General features: G+C 57.2%; 13 protein-coding genes. 12 read left to right on the top strand and 1 reads right to left on the bottom strand.

Annotated features, from left to right (window positions below; genetic code table 11):
- Positions 1-14: 14 nt before the first annotated feature.
- The gene (locus AC2A6O_RS00165) at positions 15-938 is read left to right on the top strand and encodes a DMT family transporter (protein WP_498925281.1); all 924 of its coding nucleotides are present in this window, start codon (positions 15-17) and stop codon (positions 936-938) included.
- 23 nt (positions 939-961) lie between these two features.
- Here the strand turns inward: AC2A6O_RS00165 and AC2A6O_RS00160 are convergent, their stop codons facing one another.
- Positions 962-1,975: an alpha/beta hydrolase gene (locus AC2A6O_RS00160; RefSeq protein ID WP_498925280.1), complete on the bottom strand. Its 1,014-nt coding sequence runs from the start codon at positions 1,973-1,975 to the stop codon at positions 962-964.
- Positions 1,976-2,093: 118 nt separating this feature from the next.
- On the opposite strand from AC2A6O_RS00160, the gene nagZ reads away from it, so the two are divergent.
- The 11 genes from nagZ to AC2A6O_RS00105 all read left to right on the top strand — a co-directional run bounded on the left by nagZ (position 2,094) and on the right by AC2A6O_RS00105 (position 12,087).
- Positions 2,094-3,113, top strand: coding sequence for a beta-N-acetylhexosaminidase (gene nagZ / locus AC2A6O_RS00155; RefSeq protein WP_498925279.1), 1,020 nt, complete (start codon positions 2,094-2,096; stop codon positions 3,111-3,113).
- Positions 3,114-3,124: 11 nt separating this feature from the next.
- Positions 3,125-3,964 carry a segregation and condensation protein A gene (locus AC2A6O_RS00150; RefSeq protein WP_498925278.1) on the top strand — a complete coding sequence of 280 codons (840 nt, stop codon included), beginning with the start codon at positions 3,125-3,127 and terminating at the stop codon, positions 3,962-3,964.
- Positions 3,954-4,661, top strand: a complete 708-nt coding sequence (gene scpB, locus AC2A6O_RS00145) for an SMC-Scp complex subunit ScpB (protein WP_498925276.1) — start codon at positions 3,954-3,956, stop codon at positions 4,659-4,661. The genes AC2A6O_RS00150 and scpB overlap by 11 nt, the downstream gene beginning before the upstream one ends.
- The gene (locus AC2A6O_RS00140; protein ID WP_498925275.1) at positions 4,661-5,800 is read left to right on the top strand and encodes an ABC transporter ATP-binding protein; all 1,140 of its coding nucleotides are present in this window, start codon (positions 4,661-4,663) and stop codon (positions 5,798-5,800) included. The genes scpB and AC2A6O_RS00140 overlap by 1 nt, the downstream gene beginning before the upstream one ends.
- 126 nt (positions 5,801-5,926) lie before the next feature.
- Positions 5,927-6,151, top strand: coding sequence for a twin-arginine translocase TatA/TatE family subunit (locus AC2A6O_RS00135; RefSeq protein WP_148586971.1), 225 nt, complete (start codon positions 5,927-5,929; stop codon positions 6,149-6,151).
- Positions 6,152-6,192: 41 nt separating this feature from the next.
- Entirely contained in the window at positions 6,193-6,621 is a 429-nt protein-coding gene (tatB, locus tag AC2A6O_RS00130) for a Sec-independent protein translocase protein TatB (protein WP_148586970.1), read from the top strand.
- Complete coding sequence (gene tatC / locus AC2A6O_RS00125) at positions 6,618-7,418, top strand: twin-arginine translocase subunit TatC (RefSeq protein WP_148586969.1); 801 nt, start codon at positions 6,618-6,620, stop codon at positions 7,416-7,418. The genes tatB and tatC overlap by 4 nt, the downstream gene beginning before the upstream one ends.
- Positions 7,419-7,489: 71 nt before the next feature.
- A complete protein-coding gene (gene serS, locus AC2A6O_RS00120; RefSeq protein WP_498925274.1) occupies positions 7,490-8,770 on the top strand; it encodes a serine--tRNA ligase in 1,281 nt (426 codons plus the stop codon).
- Between the two features lie 192 nt (positions 8,771-8,962).
- A complete protein-coding gene (surE, locus tag AC2A6O_RS00115) occupies positions 8,963-9,721 on the top strand; it encodes a 5'/3'-nucleotidase SurE (RefSeq protein ID WP_498925273.1) in 759 nt (252 codons plus the stop codon).
- A gap of 18 nt (positions 9,722-9,739) precedes the next feature.
- The gene (locus AC2A6O_RS00110; protein ID WP_498925272.1) at positions 9,740-10,432 is read left to right on the top strand and encodes a protein-L-isoaspartate(D-aspartate) O-methyltransferase; all 693 of its coding nucleotides are present in this window, start codon (positions 9,740-9,742) and stop codon (positions 10,430-10,432) included.
- A gap of 239 nt (positions 10,433-10,671) precedes the next feature.
- On the top strand, positions 10,672-12,087 hold the full coding sequence (locus AC2A6O_RS00105) for a peptidoglycan DD-metalloendopeptidase family protein (RefSeq protein WP_498925271.1): 1,416 nt from the start codon (positions 10,672-10,674) through the stop codon (positions 12,085-12,087).
- Positions 12,088-12,153: the final 66 nt, after the last annotated feature.

Below are 12,153 nucleotides of genomic sequence, written 5' to 3'. Positions count from 1 at the left end.
ACTGGTCTTGGTCTATGTCGCAAAACTCGATCTATCACCGCCCGGAAAATATACTGCTCGCCCTTGCGTTGGCACTTGCCGGCATGACTGCCTTCACCCCGATATTTGCCGCAGGCAAGCTGTCGGGAGGATTGGTGCCGGTCGTGGTTCTGGTCTGGCTTCGGTACGTGGGCGGAGCGGCTACAATTGTCAGCATCGCAACCGTCAGGCGGGTTCCGGTATTCACGCGTTTGAGTGCACTCTGGAAGCTCCACCTCATGCGCGCCTTTTGTGGTGTCGGCGGGCTTGCCTGCTCCATTTATGCCGCCAGCGCATTGCCGCTGGCGGATGCGACGGCGATCGGTCTGACAAAGGGCATAATCGCTATTGCGTTGGCCGGTTTGATCCTCAAGGAAGTGATCTCCGGCCGTCACTGGATCGCAGGTGTCTTGTGCGCCGCTGGTGCGTATCTCGTGGTTCGGTCGGCGGAAACAGGCGCCGGATATGATGAACTCGCGCTCTCGGGCGTCGTTGCAGCTCTTCTGGGAGCCGTCTTCATGGCCTGTGAAGCCTTGATCATTCGCTATATCGCCCAGCGTGAAGATACAGTCACCATTCTGGCCTATGTCAATGTTTTCGCAGCAGTTCTGCTGACCGGACCTGTTGTCTGGCTGATCTTCAAAGGTGGGGTTTCCTTACAGGACCTGCTTTTGTTTGCCTGGATGGGGCCATTGGCAATCATTGGCCAATCCATGAATATCTCCGCCTACAGGCGGGCGGGAGCGGCCACGCTGGCACCCATCTATTATGGCTCGGTACTGTTGTCCGCGGCGTTCGGCTTTGCAGTCTGGGGCGAAATACCAACGCGTATCGCGGTTCTGGGCGCTGCGCTGATCGTCGCCGGCGGGGCGGTCCTGACGTTGCCGAACCCGTTCCGTAAAATCCGCCAGGCCTCCTGAGAGGCCCGGCGTCATCCGTTCACTCAACTACTGAGTTTTTCCGCCAGAAACGGCAGGCTTTCATCCAACCGGTAATCCACGGAGGAGTGATTGTCGTTGAACTCCTGATAAACGTGGTCAACGCCGGCGTCGGTCAGTTTCCGGTGCAGGCGGCGGGCGCCATAAACAAGGTTGTACTGATCCACGTCACCGCATTCGATCCAAAGACCTTTCAGGGACTTCAGCGCATCGATGTGATTGCCGACGATGTGCACAGGATCCCAATTCAGCCAGGCGTTCCAGCGCTCTTCGATCAGTTCGCAGGTTTCCAGATCAACAGGCAACCGGATGCCGCAAAAGACGTTGGGGTCGGGATCGGGATCGTAGGTTGCTGCCATCGCGAAGGTCATCAGATCGTGGAGCGAATTGCCCGGATATTTTGGTCCCTTTTCGAAATCCTTGACAAAGGCTTCGATGGAACCAGCCTTGGCAATCGTTCTCAAGGCATTCGGCATGTCGGACAGGTAACACAATTCGAATGCCATATCCCCGGAATGGCAAGCTGCAGCTGACCAAACGTCGGAATGTTTCATGGCGTGGATAATTGCGCCGTAGCCGCCGGATGACTTGCCGAAGATGCCACGTTTGCCGGCTCCTCCGCACTTGAAACGGCCTTCGACGTCCTCAAGCATTTCGGTTGTCAGCCAGGTTGCCCACGGTCCCATGGCGTCACTGTCTATATACTGGTTCCCTCCAAGGCGTGTGAAACAGTCGGGAAAAGCGACAGTGACAGGGGGCATGTGGCCGTCGTGGATGAGCCGGTCGAGCCGTTCGGGAACATTCTCACCGAAATTCTTCCAGTTGGTATGCGCCGGACCGCCGGCGGTAAAGCCAACGATATCCACCAGAAGTGGCAAACCGCTGCCGTCGTGGCCATGCGGCGTATAGACGTTGATTTCACGCGTTGCCGTGTCGCCCAGCCGATTTCGCCCAAGGATTTCAGATCTATGGGAAAAACGGTGCAGGGTGCCGGCAGGGATGTCGAGACGCGCGCGCATGGAGGCTCCAATCAGATCTGGGGACGATTGCCGTCTAGATTGCAAGATCGTGACAAGCGCGCAAGGGGCGCAGGTAGCATTTCTTGACGGGTCCGGGCGCTGCGGCTAAGCCGGATCAATGACCAAAGCCTTCGTATCCGGATGTGCCGGACTGACCCTGACAAGATCCGAAATCGATTTTTTCCGGCAGGAAGACCCCTGGGGGCTGATCCTGTTCGCGCGCAATATTGAAACACCGGATCAGGTCAGGGCACTCACAGCAGCCTTCCGGGAAGCAGTGGGCCGTGAGGATGCTCCTGTGCTTGTCGATCAGGAAGGCGGCCGGGTTCAGCGTTTGAAACCACCTCACTGGCCGAAGTATCCCGCTCCCAAGACATATGGCGATCTTTTTTGCCGGGATGCGGACGGTGGCAGAAGGGCCGCATGGCTCGCCGGGAAACTGATCGCCGATGATCTTTACCAGGTCGGCATTTCCGTTGATTGTCTGCCGTGTCTTGATGTCAGGTTCCCCGACACTGTCGATGCCATTGGAGACCGAGCGTTTTCGCAAGACCCGGACGTGGTTGCGGTTCTGGGCAAGGCGATGGCGGAAGGCGCTTTGGCGGGAGGGGTTCTGCCGGTGATCAAACACATCCCGGGTCACGGCCGGGCACGTGTCGACAGCCATCTGGAGCTTCCGCGTGTCGATGCGCCTATTTCTTCTTTGGAAAGCGTTGATTTCCGGCCCTTCAAGGCGCTTTCTCACGTGTCATTGGGGATGACAGCCCATATTGTGTACGAAGGGATCGATCCGGACACGGCCGGGACGCAGAGCGCGAAGGTCATTCAGGATATCATCAGGGGTGAAATCGGGTTCGACGGTTGCCTTATGAGCGACGATATTTCCATGAAGGCGCTCGGAGGCAGTTTCGAGGATCGGTCCGGCAAGATCATCGAAGCAGGTTGTGACATCGTTTTGCACTGCAATGGTGATATGAAAGAAATGATCGCAGTCGCGAAGGTTGTCCCCGAGCTTGAGGGGGAGGCCAGGCGTCGATGCGACAAGGCCTTGAGCGGTTTCCAGGTTCCCGATCCGGAATTTGACAGACCTATGGCCTTTGAAGAGTTTCACTCCTTGACCGGCTGGCAGGGCGTTTGACCGGAGCAGCAATGGCGGACATGGAAAACAGCACGACGCGACAGGAGGATGGCTCCTATGACCTCCTCAGTTCTGTCAGTGCTCCGGAAGAGCGGGCCACTTCCGATCCGCAGCTTGTTGTCGATGTAGAGGGTTTCGAAGGACCGCTCGACCTTCTGCTGGGTCTGGCGCGAACGCAAAAGGTTGACCTGGCGCGTATTTCCATTCTCGAACTCGTCGAACAATACCTGGAATTCGTGGCCGAAGCCCGCAGGATGAGACTGGAGCTTGCCGCGGACTATCTGGTGATGGCTGCCTGGCTTGCCTTTCTGAAATCCAAACTGCTGTTGCCGGAGCAGAAGAACGAAGATGAACCGACCGGTGAGGAACTTGCCGCTGCCCTTGCTTTCCGCCTCAGACGTCTGGAAGCGATGCGTGAGGTATCCGAGAAGCTGTTGACGCGAAACCGGCAGGGCAGGGATGTGTTCCATCGCGGTGAACCTGAGACCGTGTCGGTGCAGCACAAAAGCATCTGGGACGCTTCCATCTACGATCTTCTGTCCGCATATGCCATGCAGCGCCAACGGCAATCCGTGACCTCCGTCCGCGTCTTGCGCAGGACTGTCTGGTCGTTGCAGGAAGCGCGTGAATTGCTCACCAAGCTCGTTGGCAGGATCGGTGAATGGGCGCCGATGAACGCCTATTTGCGTGACTATCTTTACGACAACAAGGATTGGGCGACGATTGTCGCAAGCACATTCAGCGCCAGCCTGGAAATGGTGCGGGAAGGCCAGGTCGAAATCCGTCAGGGCGAGCCTTTCTCGCCGGTCTATATCCGCGCCGTCAAAAAGGAGCCGGAACATGGCGCCTGAATTCGATCTCTTGCAGGAGGAAAGCGAAGAGCCTGCTGACCGCCCTAAGCCGCTGGATCCGTCAGGCCTTCGGATGGTCGAAGCGTTGCTGTTTGCCTCATCCGAACCGCTTTCACTTGAAGAACTGACTTTACGTCTGCCGGAAGGCACAGATGTGCTGTCCCTTCTGGAGCACTTGCAGATCACCTATGCGTCAAGAGGCGTCAATCTGGTGAGGGTCGCTGGAAAATGGTGTTTTCGGACAGCTGAGGATCTCGCTTATCTGATGCACCGGAACGTTGAGGAGCAGCGCAAATTGTCGCGCGCGGCTCTCGAAACGCTGGCGATCATTGCCTATCACCAGCCGGTCACGCGCGCCGAGATTGAAGAGATCCGTGGCGTTTCCACGTCGAAGGGAACGCTGGACGTGTTGCTTGAAACAACCTGGATCCGAATGCGCGGACGCCGCAGAACTCCGGGCCGTCCCGTCACTTATGGGACCACGGACCACTTTCTGATCCATTTTGGCCTCGAGAGCGTCAGGGATCTGCCGGGCATGGAAGAGCTCAAGGGGGCAGGGCTGTTGGACAGCGCCGTACCAGCCTCGTTCCTGGTGCCGACGCCGAATGACGATAACGCATTGACGGAAGACGAAGATCCTCTAGAAGACGGGTCTCTGTTTGATGACGATGAAGCGGACGAGACCGCCGGATCCTGATGCAAGATCGCAAGAAGCCGACTTCAACCAATGGCAGCGGCCATCCGCTGAGCTGGGGTGCGCCCGGAACAGCCGGTGCCACCATTGCCGCCGGCCTCGTCTTTGAGAACGTGTCCCACGACTATGATGGCGTCACTTCGGTTCAGGATCTCAGCCTGTCCATTGCGCCGGGCGAGATCTTGTGTCTGCTCGGACATTCCGGCTGCGGCAAGACCACGTTGATGCGTATTGCCGCAGGCGTTGAGCGCCAGAGCAAGGGCAGGGTGCTGATCAACGGTCGGGAAATCGCCGGTGACACGCAGTTCCTGCCACCTGAAAAACGTGGCGTTGGTCTGATGTTCCAGGACTACGCGCTCTTTCCCCACATGAGCATTCTGGCAAATGTCATGTTCGGTCTGACAAACATGCCCAAGCGCGAAGCCCAGGCAGCGGCCCTGAGTGCGCTCGGCCGCGTTGGCCTGGCAGATTATGCAGCCGACTATCCTCATGCGCTTTCCGGCGGTGAGCAGCAGCGTGTTGCGCTTGCTCGTGCACTTGTTCCCCGGCCTGGCATCCTCTTGATGGATGAACCGTTCTCGGGCCTCGACAAACGGCTGCGGGACAATGTGCGCGATGAAACGCTTGCGGTTATTCGCGAAACACGTGCCACCTGTATTATCGTGACCCACGATCCGGAAGAAGCCATGCGCATGGGCGACAGAATTGCCTTGATGCGACAGGGACGTCTGGTGCAACACGGAACGGCAGCGGATCTCTACAAAGCGCCTGTTGATCTTTTTGCAGCCAGGTTCTTTTCCGAATTGAACCAGCTTGAGGGCATTGTGACGTCAGCCGGGGTCGAAACCCCGGTCGGTGTGTTGGCGTCGGATGGTCTGCCCACCGGGCAAAAGGTGGACGTTTGCGTACGCCCGCAAGGTGTTTTGCTGAATAATGCCGGTTTATGCGGCGTTCCGGGCAGAATTCGTTCGAAACGATTCGTCGGCGAGGTCGATTTGTTGTCTATTGTCATAGACGGGCTCAATCATCCGCTTCAGGCACGGGTTCGTGCGGGAAGCCCATGGGAGCGTGGAATGGACGTCGCCGTCACGACTGATCCGAAAGACGTGCTTGTTTTTCCGCGTGTACAGTCCCAAGTCTAGGGGAAGGGCAACTTATTCTTCTGTCTGGATGATTGAAAACAGATAGACTGACTTGTTGCAGGGAGTGGGCCGTTTTTGTAAGAAGGGCCCTATGGCTTTTAAAGCCGCTTATCAGGAGTTTGGCGTATGGGCATTAGTATTTGGCAGATCTTGATCATTGCAGTGGTCGTTATTCTGCTGTTCGGACGTGGCAAGATTTCCGATCTCATGGGTGATGTCGCGAAGGGAATCAAAAGCTTCAAAAAAGGCATGGCCGAAGACGACACTGCCGACGCTCCGAAGACCATCGACCATAAGAACAGCGAAACGGCTTCGTCCGTAAACGCTGAAGATCAGACCAAAGCGAGCTGATCTTAATCTGCATCGCGTCTCCTTAAGGGACGATACATCTCATGTTCGATATCGGGTGGACCGAACTTTTGGTGATCGCCTGTGTGGCGATCATCGTCGTGGGGCCAAAAGACTTGCCGCGCATGCTGCGCATGCTTGGCCAGACGGTTGGTAAAATGCGAAAGCTTTCGCGTGAGTTCCAGTCGACCTTCAATGACGCGCTTCGCGAGGCCGAACAGCAGGCCGATATTGCGGACATGAAGAAACAGGTCGAATCGGCGGCCAACTTCAATCCGCTGGGTGATTTGAAGAAATCCATCGAAGAAGACGCGACCAGAAAAGCCGACAAGCCCAAAGAGGCTGCCAGCGAACCGGCGTCGCCGCCGGCAGATAACGCAAATGCGAACAAGGCATCCTCGACCGACTCAGCCAAGGCTGAAGCCGAGGCCACGCCGAAAGCCGCGCCGGTGACGGAAGATGTAAAGGCATGAGCCAAGACGATATTGACGCCTCGAAGGCGCCACTGATCGAACACCTGATCGAATTACGCCAACGGCTGATGTGGTCGATCGGCGCGATTCTCGTGATGTTCGCTATCTGCTTCTACTTCGCCACGGATATATACAACATCCTGACAGTGCCCTACCTGCAGGCCGCGGGTGATGGACATCCGGTGGAAATGATTTTCACCGCGCCGCAGGAATGGTTCTTCACCCAGTTGAAGCTGGCCCTGTTTGGCGCGCTTTTCCTGGCGTTTCCCGTGGTGGCCAGCCAGATCTACATGTTCGTGGCGCCCGGGCTCTACAAACATGAGCGTGGAGCTTTCATTCCGTTTCTGATCGCAACACCGGTATTGTTCCTGATCGGTGCCTGCCTCGTCTATTTTCTTGTCATGCCAATGGCCATGGGTTTCTTCCTGTCGCAGGAACAGGCTGCCGGCGCAGGCAAGGTTGCCATTCAACACCTGGCCAAGGTGAGCGAATACCTCGGCCTGATCATGATCCTGATTTTCGCCTTCGGACTGGTGTTCCAGCTTCCGGTGGTACTGACCTTGCTTGGCAGGGCCGGTCTGGTCAGCTCCGAAACGCTTCGCCATAAACGCAAATACGCCATTGTCGGTGCATTTGCCGCTGCTGCAATTTTGACACCACCCGACCCGATCTCGCAGATCGGTCTTGCGCTGCCAACGCTGCTTCTCTACGAAGTCTCCATTCTGTCCGTCAAACTGGTGGAACGCCAGCGTGCCGAAAGGGAGGCTCAACGCGAAGCCGAGGATGCGGCTGCCTGACGCCCTGGCCGCTTTGCTTCCTGGATTGACCGACGGAATGAATTGAAACGACCGTCGTTCGGGAAGCGAAGATGTTTGATATTAGATGGATACGGGAAAACGCAGCCGCCTTTGACCAGGCCTTGGCGAAACGGGGTTATGAGGCCTCCGCGGCCAAACTGATCGCGCTGGACGATTCCCGACGTTCCCATATCACCAAGCTTCAGGAAGCCCAGGAACGGCGCAACGCCGCCTCCAAGGAAATCGGCAAGGCCAAGGGCTCGGGCGATGATGCCCGCGCTCAGGAGCTGATTGACGAGGTCGCGCAGATCAAGGCTTTCATTCAGTCGGGTGAGGAAGAAGAGCGCAAGCTCATCGCCGATCTGGAAGCAGCCATGGCTGTCATTCCCAATCTGCCGCACGATGATGTGCCGGTGGGCGCGGATGAAGCCGACAACGTGCTGTTGAAGACCCATGGTGAAAAGCCGGTGCTCACCTTCAATGAAGCACCAAAAGAACACTACGAACTGGGCGAAGACCTGGGCGGTATGGACTTTGCCGCGGCAGCGAAGCTGTCCGGATCGCGTTTCGTGGTCCTCAAGGGTCAGATCGCCCGGCTGGAACGTGCGCTTGGCCAGTTCATGATTGACCTGCACACCCAGGAAAACGGCTACACCGAGGTTTCGCCGCCGCTTCTGGTTCATAGCGAACCGCTCTATGGCACCGGGCAGTTGCCGAAATTCGAGGAAGACCTCTTCAAGACCACAACGGATCACTACCTGATCCCGACCGCGGAAATTCCTCTGACCAATCTCGTAGCCGGCGAGATTCTGCCAGAGGATCAATTGCCGCTGCGCGTAACCGCGTTGACCTATTGTTTCCGCTCTGAGGCCGGTTCGGCCGGGCGTGACACGCGCGGGATGCTGCGCCAGCACCAGTTCCAGAAGTGCGAACTCGTTTCTGTGACCAAACCGGAAGCGTCGCTCAACGAACTGGAGCGTATGTTGGGGTGCGCTGAGAAAGTTCTGCAGAAGCTCGGCCTGCACTATCGTGTGATGACGCTGTCCACCGGCGACATGGGCTTTGGGGCGCGAAAGACCTACGACATCGAGGTTTGGCTACCGGGGCAGGATACCTATCGTGAAATTTCGTCCTGTTCCGTTTGCGGAGATTTTCAGGCACGTCGCATGAACGCCAGGTTCCGCCCGGCAGATTCCAAGCAGCCACTCTATGTGCACACGCTCAACGGATCCGGCATTGCGGTCGGCCGGGCCCTGATTGCCGTTCTGGAAAATTATCAGAATGGCGATGGATCGATCACCGTTCCCGATGTTCTGCGGCCTTACATGGGCGGGCTGGAAAAAATCGGCTGACTTAAAAAGGCGGGCAGGGGCACCAATTGGAAGTCCCCCGACCCAACAGCATCGGCGTTTGGATACGACATTTCGCTGATCGATTTAATAGGTATGGACGGCAACCGAGCAAGATTGCCGTCCATCTTCATTTCGGGCGGCTCTTCCGGTCTTGTGACGGGAGGCCTCGTGGGAAAACGGAGCAGTATCTAGATGCGTATCCTCATCACCAATGACGACGGCATTCAGTCAGCGGGATTGACCGTTCTGGAAAACATTGCCAGGACACTGTCTGACGACGTCTGGGTCATCGCTCCCGAGACTGACCAGAGCGGTGTCGCCCATTCCTTGACGCTCAGCGACCCCTTACGTCTTCGAAAGATAGATGATCGGCACTTTGCCCTTAAAGGAACGCCGACTGACTGTGTGATCATGGGAGTGCGCAAGGTGCTGCCAGCTCTGCCGGACCTCGTGCTGTCCGGCATCAACCGCGGCCAGAACCTCGCAGAGGATGTGACATATTCGGGAACCGTGGCAGGTGCCATGGAAGCTGCCATTCTCGGTATCAGATCCATTGCCGTTTCCCAGGCCTACAATTGGGATGTGCGCGCAGAGCCTGACTATTCCACCGCCGAAACGCTGGCTCCGGATCTCTTCCGAAAGTTGATCGATTTCAAGCTTCCGCAATACACGCTTCTAAACGTGAACTTCCCGGCCTGCGCTGCGGAGGATGTGAAGGGCGTGAAAGTGACCGTCCAGGGCCATCATGAACAAAGTGGTTTGTCCATCGACGAGCGCCAGGATGGGCGCGGCTATCCTTATTACTGGCTGCGTTTTCAGGATCGCGGCAAATCCGTGCTTGATAATTCCGATTTGCATGCGATTGCGGATGGATATGTTTCCGTTTCGCCGCTACGCATAGATCTAACAGCCCACGATCTGGTGACTCACCTGGCGGAGGCGTTGGGTTAAACCCTGGGGGAACGGTTTATGGCCGGTCATTTGTCCGGCAAGGACAAAAGGGCGACATCGTCCGCATTGCCGGATGAGGCGGAAGCCCGCGCATCGTTGGTTCTGGCCTTGCGACAACGCGGTGTCGGGGCAAGGGACGTCCTGGCGGCCATAGAACGCGTGCCCCGGCGGCTTTTTCTGTCGGCACGCCATCACAGCCTTGCTTATGAAGACGCGATGCTGCCAATTGAATGCGGGCAGATTGTTTCAGCCCCTTCCGTTGTTGCCTTCACGGTTCAAGCGCTCGCCATTACGAACAATCACACCATTCTGGAAATCGGGACGGGCTCCGGTTATCAGGCCGCTGTTCTTTCCCATCTCGCTGCCCATGTCGAAACGCTGGACAGATTCGCGACCTTGACCGACCTGGCGACCCGCAGGTTCGAAGCCTTGAAACTGACAAACGTGAAGGCTCGTCAGGCGGACGGTTTGAGCGAATTTCGTCAGAAGGCACCTTACGACAGGATTGTCGTCAATGCAGCGGTGGAAGAAGTTCCGGATGCCTGGCTGCAGCAGTTGAAACCGGGAGGCATTCTGGTGGCTCCGGTTGGCAAAGCCAAGCAGGTGCAGGCACTCATTAAATTCCAGAAGACCGAGAGTGTCGTGACAGCGGAAACGCTGATGATGGTGCGGACTGTCATGTTGCAGCCGGGAATCGCCAAGAAGCTCTAAATCGAGGTTTCTGACCGATTCTTAGCGATTTTCATGCAGAGCGCCTGCTCGTCCATTTTCCTGATTAAATTTACTATAAGTGGCGTGATTGCTGGCTTTCTGGCTTGCCTTATTACTGAGAAATCTCGGTTTTTCACCATAAGTCGAAGCGGTCTTTAGCCTTTATAAACCTTACTGGCGTCTACTCTTAACCATAACAGCCATAGTTAGCGGTTAGAGTTAAGGCGATGATGAAGCGGATGCGTACCCTCCGCAGGGATCTGATGGGCAAGGTGGCGACGGTGTCGCTGGTTGCAGTTGCTCTCGCAGGATGTTCCGGCGCGGTCGAGCGATTTGGTGAACCACCCTATTATACGGGCAATACCCAGAATCAGCGGGATATTCTCAACGGCGGCCAGAAGCAGCCGTCCTATCAGGACATCGTGAATGGCCCGGGTGGGACCGCTGCGGGGCTTCCGCAGGGGACATCCCAGCCAGTGACGACCGGGTCCATTCCAAGTAGAGCGTCGAAGGTTCAGTCCGCGCCGTTGCCGTCGCCCGTGACGACAGCGCAGCGCCCTGCACCTGCCCGGGCCGCTCCTGTGCAGACGCTGGCAACTCCGGAAATTGTGACCGCTTCCAGCGGCGCAAAAAGCTGGAAGGGGTGGACGTCTGCTGGTGGAACACGTGTTCAAATGCGCCAGGGCGACTCCGTAAATTCCATGGCACGACGGTATGGTGTTCCGATCCAGGCTATCGTCGCGGTCAATGGCATTAAAGATCCGGCACAGGTACAGCCGGGTCAGAGCGTTATCATCCCGACTTACGTATATGCAGAACGCAACGGCTCAACGAGCACGACCTATGGCGAAAACCGCAAGGTGAAGCTGCCCAAGGTTGGGCGTAACGATAACGTTGTTACGGGGACGGTGCCGACGTCAGTCGGAAACATTCAGCGGCCCAGTGGGAAAAACGGTCAGCAGCCGACCTTTGCCGACATCCGTCAAGGCAACGTCGATATTGTTCACGTGAGTGCCTTGCCGAAACGCAAGCCGGGCGGCTCCGATCAATCTCTGACCACCGCTTCCATTTCCTCCGGCGCATCTTCCGGCGTGCCGACACCGCGCCGTCAACCGGCTACACATTCCTCCGGTGCAAAGGCCGTTGCTGCTGCCCCTTCCGGAACGGTTGAGAAAACCAAGCTGCCGCAGCCGGCCCTTACCCAGGAAGCCAAGCCGACCAAACCGATCAAGACGCCAACTGTCGTTGCCAAGGTTCAGGACGATGATGGTGTCGATGCCAAGTTCCGTTGGCCAGTTCGCGGTCGCATCATCTCCGACTTCGGTGCCAAGCCGGGTGGCGGCAAGAACGAAGGCGTAAACCTCGCTGTTCCGGAAGGAACGCCTGTGCACGCTGCCGACGACGGATCCGTGATCTATTCGGGTAATGAATTGAAGGGGTACGGCAATCTGATCCTCGTTCGTCACAATGACGGATGGGTCTCTGCGTACGCGCATAACAGTGAGCTGAAGGTCAAGCGGGGCGATACCATCCGCCGTGGCGACGTGGTTGCGCTTGCCGGTGCGAGTGGATCGGTCAACCAGCCGCAGCTCCATTTCGAACTGCGTCAGGGCAACAAGCCGGTCGATCCGCTGAAATACCTGCCGCGACGCTGACGCTTGCCAAAGTCACATCCGGCCGGACCATCGTTCCCGCCGGGTGAGACTCAAGTTCAGCGACAT

This window comes from Labrenzia sp. ATLA3 (assembly GCF_057180185.1).
Note: the sequence above shows the minus strand (reverse complement) of the source record. Positions and strands in the feature narration are given on the sequence as shown.